A 20613-nucleotide genomic window follows, 5' to 3' on the forward strand; every position below is an offset into this window, starting at 1 on the left:
GACACGGCCTGTGGAAGCGCCCCCGGTAGTGGATCAGAGGTGCGCGGATGCACGCGGTCGGGCTTGTCCTACTGCTGGTGGTGCTGGGCACGACAGTGGCCACCGGGGCCCGCCGCTGGAGCGTGCCGGCGCCGTCGCTGCTGGTCCTGGCCGGTGTCGGGGTGGCGCTGATACCCGGGGTGCCGGCGCTGCACATCGCGCCGGAGACGATCGGCCTGGTGGTCCTGCCACCGCTGCTCTACGCCTCCGCGGAGGAACTGTCGCTGCGTGACCTGCGCACCGTGTGGCGGCCGGTCGCGGTGCTGGCGTTCGGCCTGGTGCTGGCCTCGGCCGCGGTGGTGGGCGTGCTGGCGTCCGTGCTCACCCCGCTCACCGGGTCGATGGCCTTTGTGCTGGGGGCGGTGCTGGCCAGCACCGATCCGGTCGCGGTGACCGCGCTCGGGCGCCGGCTCTCGCTGCCCGGGCGGGTGCAGGTGCTGGTGCAGGCGGAGAGCCTGTTCAACGACGCGACCTCGCTGGTGCTCTTCAAGGTGGCCCTCGGCGTCGCGGTGGCCGGCGGCGCGGTCGACCGGCAGGCCGCGGTGGGCGGCTTCGTGCTGCTGGCCGGCGGCGGGAGCGCGGTGGGCGCGGCGGTGGCGGGGCTGGTCGCGCTGATCCGCCGCCGCACCACCGACCCGGTGCTGGAGACGGTGATCGCGCTGGCCACCCCCTACGGTGCGTATGTGCTGGCGGAGTCGGCGCACGCCTCGGGCGTGACCGCGGTGGTGGTCGCCGGGGTGCTGCTCGGCCGCTCCGGGCACCGGCTGACCGACGCCCGGATCCGGCTGCAACTGGAGGCCGTCTACGCGGTGGTGGTGTTCGGCCTGGAGAGCGTGGTGTTCGCCGTGGTCGGCCTGGAACTGCCCACGCTGGTCCGCGAACTGCCCGGCGGCAGCGGCGGCTGGCCACTGCAGGCGCTGGCCGTCGCGCTGGTGCTGATCGCGCTGCGGGTGCTGTGGATGCTGCCGCTCTCGGCCACCGTGAAGCCCGACCGCGGGCTGTCCTCGCTGCGGGTGGCGGGCGTGGTGACCTGGGCCGGGACCAGGGGGGTGATGCCGCTGGCCGCCGCGCTGTCGATCCCGCTGGTGGCCGACGGCGGGCAACCGCTGCCGGGGCGTCCGCTGGTGCTGGTGCTGACCACGGCGGTGGTGGTGTTCACCCTGGTGGTGCAGGGGCTGAGCCTGGCCGGGGTGGTCAACCGCTCCGGGCTCGCGGTCGCACCCGGGCAGAGCGCCCGGGAGGAGGCCCGTGCCCGGAAGGCACTGGCCGAGGCCGGGCTGGCCCATCTGGACCGGCTGACCGACCTGGAGAGCGCCCCGGGCCCGGCCCTGGAACGCGCGCGGCGCAACCTGGAGGCCCGGCTCGACCAGGCCGAGGAGGCCGAGGAGCAGGACCCGGGCACCGCCGTGAGCCCGGACGGCATACCGCTGCTGGTCGCGTACCGGGACCTGCGCCGCGACATCGTCGCGCTGCAGGGGGCGGAGCTGCGCCGGCTGTACGACGAGCACCGGGTCAGCGAGACCACCCGGCGCCGGCTGCAGCGCGACCTCGACCTGGAGGACGCCGCGCTGGACAACCGCTGAGCGGCTGGCCCCGGACGCGCTAGCCGAGCGGGGTGCCGAGGCCGGGCAGGACCTGGGCGTTGGGCAGTTCGGCCAGCAGCCGTCCCGGGAGCCAGAGCTTGGAGCCCCGGATGCCGGAGCCCACCACCACCCGGGGGTGCGCCGCGACCGCGGCGTCCACCAGGACCGGCCACTCCGCGGGCAGCCCGATCGGGGTGATCCCGCCGAACTCCATGCCGGTGGCGGCCAGCACGGCGTCCATCGGCGCGAAGGACGCCTTCCTGGCGTCCAGGTGCCGCCGCACCAGGCCGTTGACGTCGGCCCTGGTGGTGGCGAGGACCAGGCAGGCCGCATAGGTGGTCGTGCTGCCGCGCTTGGCGGCGATCACCACGCAGTTCGCGGAGTCGGCCAGGGCCACGCCGTACTGCGCGCAGAAGGCGGCGGTGTCGGCGAGGTCGGCGTCGATCCCGGCGACCTCCACCTCGGCGGCGGCCTGCGCGGCCCAGCCGCCGAGCGCGGCGGCCACCGGGGCGGCCAGCAGTTCCGGTTGCTTCAGTGCGGGGTGGACGGTGAGCTCCGTATTCATCGCCACATCAAAGCAGATCCGGACCGGTGCTACTCCGCGCTGCTCCGCGCCCGCTACTCGGCGGCCCGCTCCCGGCGCCCGCTACTCGGCGGCGAGGGAGCGGCGCAGCTCGGTCTTGAGCACCTTGCCCGCGGCCGACACCGGCAGCTCCGCGCGGAAGTGCACCGAGCGGACCCGCTGGTAGGGGGCGACCCGGCTGGCCACATGGGTGATCAGCTCGTCCGCGAGCTCCGGTGACGGGTCGTAGCCGGCCCGCAGCACCACATGGGCCACCGGGTTCTCCCCGGCGCTCGGGTCCGGCACACCGACCACCGCCGCCACCGCGACCGCGGGGTGACGGTGCAACAGGTCCTCCAGCGGGCCCGGGTAGACGTTGTAGCCGTTGTGGATCAGCATGTCCTTCGCTCGGCCGACCAGGAACAGCCAGCCGTTGGGGTCGGTCCGGCCCAGGTCGCTGGTGCGCAGCCAGCCGTCGACGAACTGTTCGGCCGTCAGCTCGGGGTGGTTCAGGTAGCCCTGGGCCAGCTGCGGTCCGCGGGCCCAGACCTCGCCGATCTCGCCCTGCGCCAGCGGCTCCCGGGTGACCAGGTCGCGGATCTCGACCTCGGTGTCGTAGACCGGGACGCCGACGCTGCCGATCGGGGCCGGCGCGTCCGGGGTCGGCGGGTGGGCGGTGAGGCCCATGGTGGCCTCGGTCAGGCCGTAGCCCTCGCTGATGGCCGCCTGCGGGAAGAGTTCGCGCAGCCGGGACATGGTCACCGAGTCCAGCGGGGCCGCGCCGGAACTGACCTGCCGCACCGAGGACAGGTCGGCCTTGTGGATGCCGGGGGCGGCGAGCAGCGCGTGGAACAGCGCGGGCGAGCCGCTGAGGTTGGTCGCCCGCCAGTACTCCAGGTCGGCCAGGTAGCGGGCCGGTTCGAAGCGCCCGGCGATCACCACCGTGGCGGCGGACTGGGTGCTGATGTTCTGGGTGACCAGGCCCATGGCGTGGAACATCGGGGCCACCGCCAGCAGCGTCGCCCCGCCGAGGGGGACGGTGGAGGGGTCCATCGCGGCCGGGACCTGCTCCAGGTAGAGGCCGCCCTCCCGGTCCAGCCGCGGCAGCGCCGCCGCCCGCCAACAGCCCATCTGCAGCGCGTTGGCGACCACACTGCGGTGGGTGATCATGACCGCCTTGGAGCGCCCGGTGGTGCCGCCGGTGAAGCAGAGATGGGCCAGGTCGCCCGGCGCGGGCCGAGCGGCGGGTGCCTCAGGTGCGGCGGCGGTGCTGATCAGCTCGGCGAAGGGGACGTTCCCTTCCAGCACGGCGGACGCTCCCGGCGCCGCGTGGGTGGCCGGTACCTCGGCGGTGAAGCGCAGCTCCGCGCCCGAGGCGGCCAGCAGCGGGGCCACGGCGGGATGGGTGATCGCGGCGACCGCCCGTACCTCGGCCACCTGCTCGGCCAGCAGGGCCGCGGGCAGCATCGGGCTGAGCGGGGAGACCACCGCCCCGGCCAGCAGCACCCCGTAGTAGGTCAGGGTGTAGCGCAGCGAGTTCGGCTGGTGCAGCGCCACCACCTCGCCCGGGCCGACGCCCCGCTCCCGCAGGCCCCGCGCCATCCGCAGCGCCTGCTGGTACAGCTCCGCGTAGGTCAGCGACTCCTCGCCGTCCCGCACCGCGATCCGGTCGGGGAAGCGGCGGGCGGTCCCGGCGAGGATGTCGCCCACGGCGCAGTCGGGGTAGTCCAGGGTCGCCGGCATTCCCGGGGGCAGCAGCTTCATGCGGATCGACCTTTCAGCTGAAGGGACGTCACCGCAGCAGTCTCGCAAGGCGTTCCAGGTCCGGGAAGGGTCCGGGATTGGACCTCGACCACTTTTACGGACGGAAGCAGCTCATCGCAGTGTCAATCAAGCGGGAGCGGTTCAGCGGAGGTGGATGTAGGTGCCGGTGGTGGTGGCGTCGATGTGCCATTGGTCGGCGGTCTGGTAGTAGAGGTACCAGGTGCCGCTGCCGGTGATCTTGGCGGTGGTGGTGAAGGTGCCCTGGCTGTTGGTGTGGGCGGTGGCCACCGTGTAGTAGCGGGTGGTGCCGTAGGGGCGGTAGACGATCTGGACGGTGGCGCCGGCGGTGTTGGTCCAGGGGCCGTAGCCCTGTTGTTGCAGACGGCCGGTGAAGGTGACGTGCTGGCCGGTGTGGGCGTAGGTGGTGGTGGGTCCGCCGGTGAGGCGGGTCTGGTAGCGGAAGGTGTGGATGGTGTTGCTGGTGGCGGCGGTGTAGCCGGTGGTGGCGGGGGTGGTGAGGCGCCAGTAGCCGTGGGGGTTGGTCACGCGCAGGGTGCGGCGGGTGGGGGCGGTGGTACCGGCCGGGAGGGTAGCGATGGTGGTCCAGCCGGTGTGTCCGTCGGGCGACTGCTGCAGGTAGGTGTGTCCGCTGGGCAGGACGTTGTTCGTGCTGTGGGCGGCCTGAGTGAAGGTCAGGTTGCCGTGGGCGTCGATGCTGGCGCCGGCGAGGGTGAGGGTGGGCTGCTGGTTGACCGAGGTGATGGCGTAGCTGGCCTGGACGGAGGTCAGGTACTGGCTCATGCCGCCGTTGTTGACGACGTAGACCGGCCAGCTGGTGGGGGCGGTGGGGACGGTCAGGGGGAAGGTGAAGCGGCCGTCGGCGTCGGTCTGGGTCTGGGTGGCGGACCAGGTGCCGTCGCCGCCGAGGTAGACCCAGGCATGGGGCACGGGGTGCCAGCCGGTGCTGTCCTGGTACTGCACGGTGCCGGTCACGGTGGTGTGGGTGCCGGCGGTCAGGCCCGGGTTGGTGGGGTGGTCCAGGAGCAGGCGGGTGGGTTGGTTGCGTTGGACCGGGACGGTGGCGGTGGGGCCGGTGACGGCATCGGGCGCGCAGCCGGGGCAGGGCAGGCCGGGGAGGATGGCCTGCAGCTGACGGATTCGTCGCCGCTGGGGTTGGGCTCGGGCTGGATGTCGATGCGGTAGCTGCCGTCTGCGGCGATGGCCTGGGTGCCGGCGGTATTGCCGGTGTCCTGGGGGTGACCGGCGGTGGCCTGGACGGTTATGGGGCCGGTCCAGGGTGTGCCGGTATCGCCGGAGTCGGGGTCGTAGGTGGTCAGTTGGCCGGTGACGGTCTCGGTGGGGGACATGTAGGTCAGCGGGCCGGGGCTGAAGACGGTGTTGTGGAAGACCGGAAGGGGCCTGATCGGGATCGGGGGGCCGCCGCCGGTTTGCAGGCTGGGGGTGCCGTCGGGGGCGTAGGCGTAGACGGAGAAGTCGTAGTCGCCGTGGGGCAGGTGGAGCGGGGCGGTGGTCTGCCAGCTGCCCTCGGTGGAGGGCTGGCTGACGGTGATGCCAATCTTGGGTCCGACTGCGCCCGTGGTGGCGTTGTACTGGCGGAGCACGAAGGTGATGTGGTCGACGGTGCCCTGGGCGGTGGCGCGGAGGACGTAGCCGTGGTCGGCCTGGGTGGCCCACAAGCCGGTGATCTCCGGGGCTGCGTCCGCGGCGGGTGCGCTGGTGGAGGTGCCCGGGGTCGGGGCGGTGGCGGCGGTCGCGGTAGTGGGCAGCAGGAGGGCGGCGGCGAGCAGCGCGGTGGTCGTCGCGGCGGGCAGGACGGTGCGGCGTCTCATGGGGGCTTCCCGGTGGTCGCGGTCGGTCGGTGGCTGGCGGTCTGAGGTGTTGGCCGTGGCGCGGCCTGCCGGGCTTGTCAGAAGCCAGGCAGGCCGCGCGGGGTGGCGGTCGAGGTAGACGTGCTGTCCCGGGCCTTCCCCGGATGGTCCTGGGGAAGGCCCACTGGGTTGTAGGGCTATTGGAGTGCGGTGATGGTGGTGTTGTCGCCGGGGGCGGCGGCGTCGGCGGGGGGTAGAGCGGTGTTGTAGAGGCGGATGTCGCTGATTTTGGCGTTGGCGTATTCGCCGTAGGCGCCGGTATAGAGGCGTCGGCCGATTTGCAGGGGGCCGGTGGCGTTCCAGTTGGTGCCGGTGTAGGGGGTGGTGGCGGCGAGTTGGCCATTGATGTAGAGGGTGAGGGTTTCGGCGGTGGCGTCGTAGACGCCGACGAGGTGGGTCCAGGCGCCGGTGGTGGCGGTTCCGCCGTAGGCGGCGGTGAAGGTGGTGCATCCGGCGTCGGTGTTGCAGCGGGCGAAGGCCCATGTCTGGGCGGTGGCGGAGTAGTAGAGCTGGAGGCCGTTGGCCTGGTTGGTCGTGGGGTTGTCGGATTGGGAGACGAAGGTGGAGTTGGCGGTCAGGGAGTTGAGTTTGACCCAGGCGGAGACGGTGTAGCTGGTGCTGGTGTCGACGGCGGGGCCTGTGGTGGCGGCGTAGGCGGTGGTGCCGTTCAGGTTGAGTACGGGTCCGCGTGTGGCGTCGGTGGCCCAGGCCGCGGCGGGGGAGAGGCTGGCGTCGAGGCCGTTGACGGCGTCGTGGGCGGTGGTGCCGGTGTTGTCGTTGAGGTTCCACCAGTTGGTGGCGGTGTTGGTGATGGTGCCCAGGCTGGTGGGGTTGGTGGTGAAGGCGGCGACGCCGCCGGTGGTGGGGGTGGTGCCGGTGTATTCGGTGAGTTGGCCGGCGGTGTCGACGGTGTAGAGGTCGGGATTGCCGTCGGGGTCGCCGGCGGGGCTGTTGACGTCGCCGGGGGAGGCGATGGTGGGGTAGCTGGCGGGGGCAGGGTGAGGGGAAGGGTGGCCGGGTCGGCGGGAGCGGGCAGGCTTCCGGTCTGCGCTGCCCAGTTCTGTTCGTTGCCGCCGTTGCAGGTCCACAGGATGAGCTGGGTGCCGATGGTGGTGGTGGCGGCGGGGTCGGCCAGGCACTTGCCGGAGGCGGTGTTGATCAGGGAGCCGTTGCTGCCCTGGGTCCACTGCTGGGCGGTGCTGGTGGTGCAGGTGGTCTGGTCGATGGGGGTGCTGTTGGCGGTGCCGCCGCCGCTGGCCTCCAGGCACTTGCCCAGCACCCGGACGGTGTGGTCGGCGCGCAGGGTCCAGGTCTGGGCGGCGGTGTTGTTGCAGGTGTAGATGTCGACCGTGGTGCCGTCCGTGGCGCTGCTGCTGGAGTCGTCGGCACACAGGTGGCCGGTGGCCGGGAGCAGGGCGGACTGCAGGGTGGTGGTGGGGGCGGTCAGCAGCGGGGGCAGACCGGTGGCCGGGTCGGGGGTGAGGTCGAAACTGTAGAGGGTTCCGGTGGTGTTGTCGCGGGCCCACAGGGCGGGTTTGGTGCCGACTGTGCCGGGGGTGATCAGGGTGAAGTGGGACCAGTCGCCGGTGCCGAGGAGTACCGGGTTGAGCAGGGCGGGGCCGGTCTTGGTGTTGAACAGCCACAGGTGCTGGATGCTGGTGCCGGGGATGGTCTCGGCGGTCAGCAGAGTGGGTGTGCCCGTGTTGTACACGTCGCCTGGGGCGGCGATCTGTTTGACGTTGGCGAAGTCGGTCTGGTCGTACTGGGCGCCGGCGGTGCCGGTGCTGCAGCGGGTCGTGTCGGTGGTCGCGCAGGGGGGCTTGCTGTTGCTGAAGTCGATCGGTGCCTGGTTGCCGGAGAAGGTCGCGGTGCCGGTGGGGGCGAAGTCGTTGAGGACTGCGTACAGGTGGCCGGTGGCGTGGTTGAACGCGAACAGATCGTCGACGGCTCCGCCGACCAGGCTGCCGCGGTGGGCGAGCCAGTAGTTGTTCCAGGTGTCGGTGTGATTGCTGGCGTAGCCGGGGGTCTGGGCCTTGGTGGAGGCCAGTTGCGGGGCGGCGTCGGGGTTGGCGCCTCCGGGGATCAGGTCGAGGTCGCCGGTCTGGGTGGTGGCGAGCAGGTCCGCGACACCGTCGTTGTTGACGTCCCCGGGAATGATCTTCTTACTGGGGTTCCAGGGCACGTAGAAGGTGTAACTGGCTGAGTTCTGGGAGGGGTTGCCGGCCTTGTCGAGGGCGGCAATGTACAGGGTGTGCACGCCCCAGCTGGCCAGGGTGAGGGAAATAGTGGCGTTTGCGGTGGGGTCGCCACCGGCGTCGGTGCCGGTGCTGGTGGGGGCGATGACCGAGCCGGTGTGGTTGATGGGCGTGGGCTGGGTGTCCAGCCGCCAGATGAAGCCACCGATGCCGCTGGCGGCGCAGGTGCCCAGGGTGCAGGTGTCGGCGGGCAGCGGGTCGGTGGCGGTGACGGCGAAGGTGGTGGCGGCTCCGGCGTACTGGACCGGGTTGCCCGCGCCGTTGCCGATCCGCGGGAAGGAGGGGTTGTCGCCGACGATGGAGGTGGTCGGCGGGGTGGCGTCGTAGCCGAAGTGGCACTCGGAGACCCAGGGGGAGGTCAGGTGTGCGGGGTTGTTGTCGTCGACGGCCTGGACGCCCCAGCCGTAGGTGTGGCCGTCTTGCAGTGTGAAGGACCTCTGCTGGCTGGCTGTCCCCCCGGCGTCGGTGATCGTGTAGCTGGTGGTGCTCAGCTGCTTGACGGTGGCGCCGCCGCTGCCGTTGTCGAGGTTGTTGTCCCACACGTCGAGGTTGAGGGCGGCCTTCTCGCCGAAGATCTCGGCCCTGCTGTTGGCGAGGAAGGACAGGCTGTTGGCGCCGACGGCGCCGATCCAGCCGGTGCTGGTGTTGTTGCATCCGGCCCCGGGCAGCGAGGTGTCGGGCACGGTGTGCACGTTGCTGGGGGTGTCCGGCGGGACGTCGAAGACGGTGTTGATGCTGATCTTGGTGGAGAAGCGCAGGTAGTTGTCATTGCCACTGGTCTGGGACTCGTCGCCGAACAAGGCGAGGGTCCAGGAGCTGACACCGTTGGCCAGCAGCTTGGTCACCTGGTTGGTGACGGTGAAGACGGCGTCGGCGCCGCTGCAGCTGGAGTTGGGGTTCTTCCCGTTGAGCACGGTGGTGGGCACCGCTGCGTAGGTGCCGTCGTTGGTGCCCGGCTTGTTGTTCCAGTCGGTGGTGGAGTTGATCGACCCCGTGGTGTGCAGGGTGACCGGCTGGTGGTGGGCGCAGTCCCAGCTGGCGGCGTAGGTGTCCGGGGCGGTGACCTTGGAGCTCTGGACCACGGCACTGGCGGGGATGCCTGCCAGGGACAAGGTGTAGTAGGAGCGCTCCAGGCCGCTGCCGCACGCGCCACCTGAAAACTGGTAGCCCACCCCCTCTCCCTGACTCTGCGGCACGTTGAACTGCGGGGAGTTGGAGCAGGTGCTACTGGAGTACACCTCGTCGTAGTTGCCGCTGACGGCGGGGGCAGGGTTGGTGTACGGGTCGACGAACACCGGGTACCTGGTGCCGGTGCCCGAGAGCAGGGCAGCGTTGGGGGTGAGAGTGACCGCGGTGGGGGTGACGGTCATGGCGACCGGCGCGACCTGCGCGCCGGTGCCGGGGCCGGATGCGGACGAGGCAGTGGCGTCCGCTGTGTCGGTGGTGGCGGGGGACAGGGCCCGGGAGCGCGCCGCCGCAGTGGTACCGGTGGACGTGGAGCCGGTGGTCGAGGAGTCCCACATGACCGGTTTGGGCGCGGTGAAGGAGAGGCTGCCGTCGGCGGCGGTGGCGGCCAGGTCACCGGCGGTGTCGGTGGAGAGCGTCAGGCCCTGGGTGGAGGCGGCCAGGGTGAGCTTGGCGAGGCCGGGGTCTGCGGCGGCGGCGGCATCGTGGACGATCAGGACGTCGCTGAAGCCGCCCTGGTCGGTGACCGAAACGGACAGGTCCACGCCGGTGAGCACAGAGCTGTACAGGGCGGTGCTGCCGGTGACGGTGGGGCTCGGCAGAGTGAACGGGAGGCTGTAGGACAGGGTGTGGCCCGCCGGGTCGGTCAGGGTGGCCAGCGGGCCGGCGCCGCCGCCGGACAGGGTGATGCCGCTGGGGGTGGCGGCGGGGCTGTAGCTGCCGTCGCTGTTCTGGGCCAGGGTTGCGTCGAGCGGCACCCAGACGCCTTGCTGCTTGACGCGTACCGGCAGCGGATTGTCGACCGCGCTGAGGGTGCCGTCGGGATTGGCGGTCAACTGGTGGGTCTGGGTGGTCTGCGCGTCCACGACCACCGGTTGTCCGCTGGAGGCGGCCTGGGCCAACGCGATCGGGATCGGCCCGGTGGGCGGCCCGGTCTCCACGGGTGCGGGGCCGGCCGTCGGGGCGGGGTCGGGAGCCATGGGCAACCCGGTGTCGGCGAACGCGGGCACTGCGGCACCGGACAGCAGCAGCGCGGCAAGCGCGGGTGCAAGTGCCCAACGGGAGGTCAGATGCCAACGCTCAGGGTGCTTTCGGGCAAAAGTGGACAGCATGATGCAGAAAGTCCTCCGGTCGGGGGCGGCAGAGCCGTAGTGAGATCACTCACATCACAGTTGGCCGGCTGGTGCGCACAGTGTCCGGTTTGCCGAGGGATACGATCGTTTGCATCCGCACAGAACGGACACATAAGACACACACTTGACGTTTCGGCAGGTCGTGACGCCGGGATAGGGTATGGCGCTGCCCGGCTCGCATCAATAGCCTCCCTCTGGTCATCCATGTGGGCTGGTCATGTGCACGGCGGTCCCTCAGGGCTGCGGCTTTTGTGGGGGGTTCGCGATGGGCGGCAACAAGCAGCGCTGGTTCACGGGCGCGCGGCACAGGGTGTGGGGCAGGACGGCCACGACTGCGACCGCCGCGATAGCCGTACTGGCCCTGACCACGCCGCTGGCGGTGGCCCAGAACATCCCCGGCTACCACTTCACCGGCAAGATCTGGAGCCCGAAGACCCTCCCCGCCACCCCCGCCGTCGGCAGTCACAAGCTGACCGGGACCAGCGGCAAGCAGCCCAAGGCCGCCAAGCCACTGTCTCGCTACCAGCCCACCGTCCCCCAGTGGCCGGCCGCCGGCACCAGCACCGTCGCCCTGACGCGCCCCGTGCCCACCTCCTCCTCCAGTGCCTCAACTGCCCCCAGCAGCACGGCCAGCGCCAGTGCCACCGCGTCCCCCTCGGCGTGGGCCCCGTCGGGCAGTCCCGCACCGCAGGCGGTTACGGTGACCGGTCCGGTCAAGGCCGGCGGGCTGCCGGTGTGGGTCGCCCCCGCGTCAGCGCCGAAGCCCGGTTCGCGCGCCAGGAGTGGCGCATCCAGTCCGTCCCAGGTGCGCGTGCAGGTTGCCTCGCATGCCCAGACGCTGGCCGCGGGCGCGAACGGCATGCTGCTCGGCCTGGCCCGCGCGGACGGGGAGACCGGTGCAGCGCCGGTCCAGGTCGTGATCGACTACGCGGCGCTGGCCACGGCCTACGGCGGTGGCTACGGCTCGCGCCTGCAGGCCTTCCAGGTCCCCGCCTGCGCGCTGACCACCCCGCAGTTGACGGCGTGCCGCACCCGCACGCCGCTGGCGTTCACCAACCGGGCCGGGGCCGACCAGCTCACCGGGAACCTGGTGCTGGGCACCGGAAGCGTGAGCGGCAGTGGGGTCGCGCCGCGTTCCCTCGCGCAGGGCGCTCTTGCGCCGATGGGGTCCTCGGCCTCGTCGTCGATGACCATGGTGGAGATCAGTTCCGGCGATGCCGGGTCGCAGGGCAACTTCGCGGCCACCTCGCTGAACCCGTCGGGTACTTGGCAGACCTCGGCCACCGGGGCCTACACGTACTCCTACCCGATCGATGTGCCCGCCGCGGTCGGCGGCAACACCCCCGCTGTGGGCCTGTCCTACGATTCACAGTCGGTGGACGGCGAGACCTCCGCCCGCAACTCCCAGGCCTCGTGGGTGGGTGACGGGTGGGACTACCAGCCCGGCTTCGTGGAACGGACCTACCGCTCCTGCGGGTCTCTGCTGGACTCCTCCGGCAACAAGATCCTCAAGGGCTCCGGGGACCAGTGCTGGGGCGGGGACAACGCAACCGTCTCCTTCGGCTCCCACTCCGGGGTGCTGGTGCCGGTCGCCAACGCCACCGGCCAGACCAATGAGATCCAGCAGTGGAAGCTGCAGGGTGACGACGGCACCATCGTGCAGGAACTGACGGGTGCCAGTAACGGCCTGTACCAGGGCGTCTACTACCGGGTGCTGACCACCGACGGTGCGGCCGCCTACTTCGGGGCCGACCACGCGCCCACCGGCGCGGGCGCGGCCGGGAGCATGCAGTCCAGCCCTGCCGATGCCTCCACCAACTCCGCCTGGGGCACACCGGTCCTGCACCCGGTGACGGGCGACCCGTGCTACAACTCCACCGCAGGCAAGGCCTCGCAGTGCTCCTCCGCGGAGGGATGGCGCTGGAATCTGGACTTCACCGTCTCGCCCACCGGATTCGTTCAGCGCTACGACTATTCCGCGCAGAGCAACTACTACGACCTCGGGGGCGGTCAGGTCGCCGCGAGCAACGGCTCGGGCACCTTGACGAAATACACTCGCGGCGGGGCGCTGGCCTCCATTTCCTACGGCTACCAGATCGCCGACGCGATAGCCGGCCGCACCCCGGCCGCACAGGTGGTCTTCACCTCCAAGCAGCGCTGTCAGACCACGTCCGACTTCGACTGCACCGCCGCCATCAGCGACAGCAACGCCACTCACTGGCCCGACGTCCCCTACGACCTGAACTGCGACTCCACCGACACCACCACCCTGCCGTCGGGGTCCACCACTGTCCCGGCGAACGTGTGCATCACCTCTGCGCCCACGTTCTGGACCACCACCCGCCTGGACTCGATCACCACCAAGGTCAACGTGGCCGGGACAGGCCTGACCAAGGTCGACTCCTACCAGCTCGGACAGCTCTACTCCGATGCCGGCGGCGTGGTCGACCCGATCACCGGCACCAGCATCGACCCCAAGGACGCCGGCCAACTGCAGGCAGTGATGTGGCTGCAGCAGCTCACCCACACCGGCTACGACGCTTCAGGGTCCGCACTCACCGTCAACCCGGTCTCTTTCACCGGCACCGAGATCGACAACCGGGTCAACGACTCCAACCCCGCTGCCCCACCGCTGTACCGGCCGCGGATCTCTTCGATCCACACCGAGACCGGCGAGCAGATCGGCGTGGAGTACAACACCACTCCCTGCACCGGTCTGACCCTGTCCTTCTCCACTGCGGACAGCAACACCCACTCCTGCTACCCGGTCTACTGGGCCCCACCGGGCCAGTCCCTGCCGGTCCAGGACTGGTTCAACAAGATCACCGTCAGTCAGGTCTTCGTGAGCGACCTGACCATCTCCGCTCTCTACATACCGGACACCAACAAGGCCGTGGCGGCAGGCTCCCCGGCCCAGGAGTCCGACTACACCTACGGCGCCCCGGCCTGGCACCGCGACGACTCCGCACAGACCGACGACCAGTACCGCACCTGGGACCAGTTCCGCGGCTTCCGTACCGTGAGCGTGCGCACCGGCACCGCCCCCGACGTGATCACCCAGCAGACCACCACCTACCTGCAGGGCATGGACGGCGACTACAAGGCCGACGGCACCCGCCGCAGCATCGCCGTCGCCGACTCCGCCGGCGGCAGCACCACCGACAGCAACTGGCTGGCCGGCACCGCCCTGGAGACCGACACCTACACCCAGGCCGGCGGCACCGTCGACGCCATGACCATCAACAATGCTCCCACGCTCACGCAGACCGCGAGCGTGCCCCAGAGCCCATGGACCGACTGGAACACCACCGACAACACCGGTACCGCCCCCGCCCTGTCCACGCTGCCTCCGCTGGTCTCGCGCCGGATCACGGCCAGCACCGGCACTACGTACGCGCTGCTCGCGGACGGCACTACCTGGCGCCAGACCAAGACCACGGTCAGCTACGACAGCAATGCCCGGGTCTCCACCGTCGACGCCCAGGCCAAGGACGACAGACTCACCGGGACCGCCACGCCGCTGCAGGAGAACTGCGCCACCACCACTTACGCCGCCCCACCCTCCGGCAACGCGCTGATGCTCTCCTACCCGGACCAGGTCACCACCGTCAGCGGCCACTGCGCGGCAGCCACCAGCACCACGCTGCTGTCGGACAAGCAGATCTACTACGACGGCGACGGCACCCTGGCCCCCCTGCCCGCCTTCGGCCAGCTCGGAATCACGGGCCGTGCCACCGCGACCAGGATCGCCACCGGCTACAGCGGCAGCACCGAGCAGTGGCGCACCACCGGGGCGATGACCTACGACGGCGGGGGCCGCATCACCCAGACTCTGACCCTGGACCCCACCGGCGCCAAGCCCGCGGGCCTGGCCACCACCACCGCCTTCACCCCGCCTTGGTCGAGCGCCGGTGGCAACACCAATGCGGTCACGGTCAAGTCGACCAACTCGCAGGGCTGGACCACCTCCTCCACCCTCGATCCGCTGCGCGGCCTGGCCACGCAGACCGTGGACGCAAACAACCGCATCACCGACGTCACCTATGACGCGCTGGGGCGGCGCACCGCGGTATGGCTGCCCAGCCGGGTCGCTCCTCTCACCAGCCCCAAGTCGGCCTACCCCAGCGCCCCGGACGAGGTGTTCTCCTACCAGATCGCCCCCGGCGGAACCGTGTCCAGCCCCGGTGCGCCCAGCACCGTGAGCACCAAGACCCTGCGCATGGACGGCACCTACAGCACCTCCGTCAGCATCTACGACGGGATGCTGCAACCACGCCAGGTCCAGACACCGTCAGCCAAGAGTGACAACGGGCGGCTGATCGCGGACACCTTCTACGACTCCCACGGCTGGCCCACCGTCTCCTACGGAACCTACTCCGACGCGAACAACCCACCCTCCACCACCTTGTTCGCGGCCAACGAGGACCAGATCCCCTCGGAGACCAGCACCAGTTACGACGGACAGGGCCGCGCCACCGCCTCCACCCTGTGGCACTACGCGCTCCCGCAGTGGCAGTCGACCACCAGCTACCCCGGCGTGGACCAGACCACCAGCACATCCCCGGCCGGCGGCCCCACCACGCAGTCCTTCACCAACGCCCTGGGCCAGACAGCCAAGACGGTGGTGCAGAACACCAACCCGCAGGTCACCCTGACCGGCGGCAGCGTCATCCCCTCGGGCACCTCGCTGATGTCCGACAGCGTGCGGCTGACCATGCAGGCCGACGGCAACCTCGTCCTGAGCTCGCTCACCACCGGCAAGGCACTGTGGTCCACGGGTACCAACGGCAACAACGGCGCCTACGCCGTCTTCGGCACCGACGGCAACCTCGCCGTCTACACCACCGCCGGCACCAGCAAATGGACCACCGGCCTGACCGCCACCACCGGCGCCAAGCTGCAACTGCAAAACGACGCCAACCTCGTCGTCAAGAACAGCGCCGGCACCTCGGTGTGGGCCAGCAACACCTCGAACCAGGCCCCCGAGGCCGACGCCACCTCCAGCTACACCTACAACCCGGCCGGGCAGCTCGCCTCGGTCACCGACTCGGCAGGCAACACCTGGGGCTACACCTACGACCTGCTGGGCGAGCCCACCAAGCAGACCGACCCGAACACCGGCACCACCACGTACGACAGCTACGACGACGTAGGCAATCTGCTGCAGACCACCGACGCACGCGGGCAGAAGCTGGGCTACACCTACGACTGGGACAGCCGCCCCGTCGCCGAGTACGACCTGGCCAAGTCCGCCACCGAGTCCGGCACCAACGAACTGGCCGCCTGGAACTACGACTCACTGGCCAAGGGCTACCCCACCTCCGCCACCCGCTACGTAGGCGGCACCACCGGCTCCGCCTACACCCAGGCCGTCACCGGCTACAACAGTGCCTACCAGCCGCTCGGCTCCACCGAGACGATCCCCGCCAGTGACGGCTTCGCCGCCGCCGGCCAGTCAACGGCACCCACCAGCGGCACCGTCACCTACACCCAGGCCGCCAGCTACGACCCCACCACCGGACTGCTGGGATCCACCACCTACCAGGCCGACGGCAACCTGCCCGCCGAGACCGTCGACTACGGCTACACCCAAGCCGGCCTGCTCAACGGCTTCGGCGGCACCATCGGCACCAATCCCGCGAACTACCTGGCACAGAACGTCTACGACGAATTCGGCCACGTCCTGCAGGCCAACTACCAGACCCTGCTCAGCAACAAGCAGGTCGTCACCTTCGGCTCCTACGACCCCACCACCGGCCGCCTCACCAGCACCCAGACATCCCTCCAGGGTGCCCCCACCCCGGCGGACACGGTCCACTACCGGTACAACCAAGCCGGCGAGATCACCGCGATCGACGACATCCAGAACAGCACCACCCACGACACCCAGTGCTTCAGCTACGACTCGATGCAGCGCCTGACCCAGGCCTGGAGCGACACCGCCGGCACCACCGACCCGGGCGTCAACGACCCCACCGTCGGCTCGGTCGGCAGCTGCACCACCAGCACCCCGACCACCACCGCCACTGCACCGATCACCACCACCACGATCGGCGGCCCGGCTCCCTACTGGCAGTCCTACAGCTACGACCTGCTGGGCGACCGCACCAGCATGGTCAAGCACAGCACCACCGGCAACGCCGCCAACGACACCACCCAGACCATTGCCTACCCCGGCTCCGACGGTACCGTCACGGCCGCCCTGCCCAACCAGGCCACCAGCATCACCACCAGCAACCCGGGCCTGGGAACTGCCACCCTGACCCCCAGTTACACCGACACCGCCACCGGCAAGAACGCCGGAAACACCGTCAGCCGCACCGCCACCACCAGCGGCGAGATCGTCTCTGGCATCAAGACCACCGCCGGCGGCGCACTGTGCCTGGCCGACCCCTCCGGGCTTACCACCGACGGCACCGTGCAGATCCAGTGGGGCTGCGGCTCAGGCGGCCAGACCTACACCACCAGCACCGACGGCACCGTCAAAATCAGCGGAAAGTGCCTGGACACCGTAGGGGAAGCCACCGCCAACAGCACCCAGGTCGACATCACCACCTGCGTCGCGGGCGACACCGCCCAGCAGTGGAAGGCCACAACCGGCGGCACCCTGGTCCAGGTCAAGTCCGGCCGCTGCCTGGCAGACCCCGCCGCCAACCAGGCCCCGGCCACCAAGCAGATCATCTACGACTGCGGCCACGGCGGACAGACCTTCACCCTGCCCGCCACCGGCACCGCCGTCCTGGCCGGCACCCAGCAGAGCTTCACCTACGACGCAGAGGGCCGAACCGCCTCCGTCACCACCCCCACCGGCAACGCCACGTCCCAGACCAGCAAGTACCTCTACGACGCCACCGGCAACCTGCTCGAACAAACCACCGCCACTGGCACCACCGACACCACCCGCATCCTCTACCTCTTCGGCGGCGCCGAACAGATCACCCAGAACGTCCCCAACAAGTCCTGGACCGCGCTGCGCAACTACCCCAGTTCGCTGGGTACCACCATCACCCGTACCAGCGCGGGCACCGTGGCCTACCAGATCGCCAACGCCCAGGGCACCGCCGAAACCACCATCGACGCCAGCACGCTGGCCGTCACCCGCCGCTACTACGACCCCTACGGCAACGCCCGCGGCACCCAGCCCAGCACCTGGATCAGCACCGACGAGAACCACGGCTTCCTCGGCCAACCCGCTGACACCTCCACCGGACTCAACCTCCTCGGTGCCCGCACCTACGACCCCACCCAAGGCCGCTTCCTCACCCCCGACCCCGTCTTCGAAGCCGGCGACCCCAACCAAATGGGCGGCTACACGTATGCCGGCGACAACCCTGCTTCAAGCAGTGATGCGAGTGGGCTCTGCCCCCGTGACCAATGTGACGGGCTCGACAGCCCAGAACCGCCCGGCACGAGCCTGCCGAATTCCTGCGCAGCCGTCTGCGGCGACCCCGGAAGCACATCCACCGCGGCCGGAGAGTGCTACGGCGAATGCGACGGCCATGACCACATCGGGACAATCAGCGTTCCCGATAACTGGAAATATGCCGATGAGTTCGAGAACGAGGTCTACAAGGAAATCCGGGCAGACTGTTCTCAGAGCTCGATGGAAACCTACTACGGCAGTGGCTTGAGCTGCTTTAACGCGTATACGTCCGGTGGCGCCATGTCTCCGTACACGGGATATCTCTACGCGCACCAGGCCTGCCATGCGCTGAAGATCCAATGTGATCCCACAGTGTGGACGGCACTGGGACAAAACGTAGCCGCATGCCATTCAGGACTCTGTGTTCCAGGAGAAGGATCACTCGTCAGCCACGAAGGAATGCATCCAGAGGGGCTTAAAGCAAGGACCGATCCAAAAGCTCCCCCGGGTCCCGTGGATGACTCACTGCCGCCAAGCGCCACCACGGACGATAATTCCCCTGCTGAGACTGGCAGCAAGTGCAGCTTTGCTCCGGAAACCCCCGTGCTCATGGCCGACGGCAGCACTGAGCCCATCGCAAAGATCAAAGACGGCGACAAGGTTGAGGCTGCCGATCCTGACACGGGCAAAGAGGTGGGTGGACGCAGTGTCCAACATGTCTGGATCAACCACGACGCCGATCTCCTCGACGTCACCGTCAACGACGGACACGGCCACACCTCCGTCATCCACACCACCGCGAACCACCCCTTCTGGGACGACACCACCCAGACCTGGACCCGAGCCGACCATCTCAAGCCCCACGACCACCTCGCCAGCACCCATGGCCAGCATCCGACCGTAGTTGCCACCAAGGCCACGCCTGGCACGGCCGACCGCTGGAACCTCACTGTCCAGCAGCTACACACGTACTATGTGATGGCTGGAAATACGCCAGTCCTAGTCCATAACACCAGCGGAGATGCGTGCAAAACTGCAGCCGCGTCCATGGATCATGTGACATCCGGTGTTCTCGATATTCAGGTTGATGAAGTTCCCTTCGCAAGTGGGTCGGGAAAGGGGGGCTTCATTGACGACATTCGCCGCGTTCCAGGAATGACGGACGAAAACTTCCATCACGTCGAGATGCAGGCTGCGGCCTACATGCGCCTGAATGATATCGAGCAGGGTGTCCTCTATATCAATCACCCGAAGGGTGTTTGCCCGTACTGTGACGGACGAGCTTATAATTTTGGCGTGCCTATCGAGGATGCACTGCCGCGCGGGGCAGAAATGTGGGTATTGTCGCCGGGTGGGCGGCCAATGAAATTTACTGGGAACTCCAAGTGAGATAGAAAAAGAGCCCGCCAGCGAGGTCACGACAGCCTCGCTGGCGGGCTTCATGCTTGCCAATTATTAGAAGGGAATATCCTCGATGGAAACTTCGGCAGGATGTGGGCGCCCCGCCCCGGGGGGAATGTAGCACTCTAGGCTTGTGCGATACTTGCGAACATTACTTTCGGAAGTTGCAGCAATGGATAGAAGCCAACTTTCCTCGCCTCCGTGCGAGTATCCGACTGGCGGCGGACTTACCCTGGCCAAGGCATCGCTGCTGCATAGTAGCCGGGTGGAAGGGTTCTCATTTTCGAGAGGGCGAAATGGCAGAGGGGAGAATCCGACCAGGCAGCCCTGGAGGGCTGATGTTGGCACCACTGCGGAGAACTTAGATTCTGCCCCGATAATGGCTTCACGGACAGTGCAGTGCAGGAGGAAAAGGTCGAGCTTCTCCCCGGTGTTACGCCATACGCTCGATGCGTCCTCTCGGCAGAATACTTCGCGCTCTTCTCGGACTGGGTCGATAGCCCAGTAGTAGCCATTTTGGTTCTCGACCCAGAAGATGATCATCCCGTCATCGGATCGCTCGAGGTTTGCAAGTGCTATCGGGTGATCTTGAAAGGTGGCCTTTGCCCCCGCGGATGCGGCCGCCTCATGCCAATTAACTATTTCATGAGGAATTTCCTGAGCTCTAGAGGAGGCGGTATTTTCGCCACTATCTGCTACGCCGTACCAGCGCTCTAGGAAGCGACGAATGCTGTCGCCCTTGGGATTTAGCAGTTCTTCCATGCTCAAATTATACGACACTGGGTCCCCTCTGGGTATTTAGGGTCCGTCTTGAGCTGGCAGGCCCCCACGAGTAGCCGTGCGTGGATCGACGCCGGCAACTTCAAGCTCGGAATGACCCTGCGCACTGCGACTGGCAACAACAATGTTATCCCTGCCATCCGCGACTTTCCGGGCACTCATCAGACCAACGACCTAACTGTCGCCACCACCCACACGTAGTATGTACTGGCCGGGACTACGCCGATCTTGGTCCACGGCGGTGGAGATGGTCTGGTAGCGGTTGGACGCTGGATGTCGACCGATGAATATCAAAGATGATGGACACGGGAATGGTGCAGCCGGGTGCTGGGATCCGTTCCGCCTCAGCCTCGGGCAGTTCGGCCCCGGCGCCCTCGTCGAGTCCGACCACCGTCTCCGCAGCACCGACCACGGCCTCCGCCACGCCGGCGGCTCCGTCCAGCGCCGCCACCGCACCCTCCAGCCCCACCGCTTCCGCCGGGGGCTCGCTCGCCAGCACCGGCGGCGGCAACAGCACCGGAGTGTTGGCGGGCATCGCGCTGGCCTTGGTCGGTGCCGGCAGCGCCGTCTTCGTCGGCCTCAAGCGCCGCGCTCAGCGCGACTGAGCCGTCCGTCGGAACGCGGGAGGGGCCGGGGACCACAGCGCGCGCTGTGGTCCC

10 protein-coding genes are annotated in these 20613 nt (G+C 69.0%); 3 read left to right on the forward strand and 7 right to left on the reverse strand.

What is annotated here, in order from left to right; translation table 11 throughout:
- The first annotated feature begins 47 nt into the window (after window positions 1–47).
- Window positions 48–1622, forward strand: coding sequence for a Na+/H+ antiporter (locus ACEZDG_RS10550; protein ID WP_380506015.1), 1575 nt, complete (start codon window positions 48–50; stop codon window positions 1620–1622).
- A gap of 19 nt (window positions 1623–1641) precedes the next feature.
- On the opposite strand, the gene ACEZDG_RS10555 is transcribed toward ACEZDG_RS10550, so the two are convergent.
- From ACEZDG_RS10555 to ACEZDG_RS10580, 6 genes are all read right to left on the reverse strand, one after another.
- Complete coding sequence (locus ACEZDG_RS10555; protein ID WP_380506018.1) at window positions 1642–2187, reverse strand: YbaK/EbsC family protein; 546 nt, start codon at window positions 2185–2187, stop codon at window positions 1642–1644.
- An 81-nt stretch (window positions 2188–2268) separates the two neighbouring features.
- On the reverse strand, window positions 2269–3948 hold the full coding sequence (locus ACEZDG_RS10560) for a class I adenylate-forming enzyme family protein (RefSeq protein WP_380506021.1): 1680 nt from the start codon (window positions 3946–3948) through the stop codon (window positions 2269–2271).
- 141 nt (window positions 3949–4089) lie between these two features.
- Window positions 4090–4941, reverse strand: coding sequence for a hypothetical protein (locus ACEZDG_RS10565; protein WP_380506023.1), 852 nt, complete (start codon window positions 4939–4941; stop codon window positions 4090–4092).
- A gap of 20 nt (window positions 4942–4961) precedes the next feature.
- Window positions 4962–5798 carry a hypothetical protein gene (locus tag ACEZDG_RS10570; protein ID WP_380506026.1) on the reverse strand — a complete coding sequence of 279 codons (837 nt, stop codon included), beginning with the start codon at window positions 5796–5798 and terminating at the stop codon, window positions 4962–4964.
- Window positions 5799–5974: 176 nt separating this feature from the next.
- A complete protein-coding gene (locus ACEZDG_RS10575) occupies window positions 5975–6508 on the reverse strand; it encodes a LamG domain-containing protein (RefSeq protein WP_380506908.1) in 534 nt (177 codons plus the stop codon).
- On the reverse strand, window positions 6505–10257 hold the full coding sequence (locus tag ACEZDG_RS10580) for a ricin-type beta-trefoil lectin domain protein (RefSeq protein ID WP_380506029.1): 3753 nt from the start codon (window positions 10255–10257) through the stop codon (window positions 6505–6507). The genes ACEZDG_RS10575 and ACEZDG_RS10580 overlap by 4 nt, the downstream gene beginning before the upstream one ends.
- Window positions 10258–10675: 418 nt before the next feature.
- Here ACEZDG_RS10580 and ACEZDG_RS10585 point away from each other — a divergent pair, with 418 nt between their 5' ends.
- Entirely contained in the window at window positions 10676–19162 is an 8487-nt protein-coding gene (locus tag ACEZDG_RS10585; RefSeq protein ID WP_380506032.1) for a polymorphic toxin-type HINT domain-containing protein, read from the forward strand.
- Window positions 19163–19228: 66 nt separating this feature from the next.
- Here ACEZDG_RS10585 and ACEZDG_RS10590 read toward each other — a convergent pair whose 3' ends face one another.
- Window positions 19229–19936 (reverse strand): hypothetical protein, encoded by a 708-nt coding sequence (locus tag ACEZDG_RS10590; RefSeq protein WP_380506035.1) that lies wholly within the window; start codon window positions 19934–19936, stop codon window positions 19229–19231.
- A 314-nt stretch (window positions 19937–20250) separates the two neighbouring features.
- Here ACEZDG_RS10590 and ACEZDG_RS10595 point away from each other — a divergent pair, with 314 nt between their 5' ends.
- Window positions 20251–20559 carry a hypothetical protein gene (locus ACEZDG_RS10595; protein WP_380506038.1) on the forward strand — a complete coding sequence of 103 codons (309 nt, stop codon included), beginning with the start codon at window positions 20251–20253 and terminating at the stop codon, window positions 20557–20559.
- Window positions 20560–20613: the final 54 nt, after the last annotated feature.

It is taken from the genome of Streptacidiphilus alkalitolerans (assembly GCF_042511045.1).
GTDB classification, from domain to species: Bacteria; Actinomycetota; Actinomycetes; order Streptomycetales; family Streptomycetaceae; genus Streptacidiphilus; species Streptacidiphilus alkalitolerans.

Coding starts and splice junctions, on each gene's coding strand:
- ACEZDG_RS10595 (WP_380506038.1), top strand. CDS start 20,251: ATGATGGACACGGGAATGGTGCAGCCGGGTGCTGGGATCCGTTCCGCC.
- ACEZDG_RS10590 (WP_380506035.1), bottom strand. CDS start 19,936: ATGGAAGAACTGCTAAATCCCAAGGGCGACAGCATTCGTCGCTTCCTA.
- ACEZDG_RS10580 (WP_380506029.1), bottom strand. CDS start 10,257: ATGGCTCCCGACCCCGCCCCGACGGCCGGCCCCGCACCCGTGGAGACC.
- ACEZDG_RS10555 (WP_380506018.1), bottom strand. CDS start 2,187: ATGAATACGGAGCTCACCGTCCACCCCGCACTGAAGCAACCGGAACTG.
- ACEZDG_RS10560 (WP_380506021.1), bottom strand. CDS start 3,948: ATGAAGCTGCTGCCCCCGGGAATGCCGGCGACCCTGGACTACCCCGAC.
- ACEZDG_RS10570 (WP_380506026.1), bottom strand. CDS start 5,798: ATGAGACGCCGCACCGTCCTGCCCGCCGCGACGACCACCGCGCTGCTC.
- ACEZDG_RS10550 (WP_380506015.1), top strand. CDS start 48: ATGCACGCGGTCGGGCTTGTCCTACTGCTGGTGGTGCTGGGCACGACA.
- ACEZDG_RS10585 (WP_380506032.1), top strand. CDS start 10,676: ATGGGCGGCAACAAGCAGCGCTGGTTCACGGGCGCGCGGCACAGGGTG.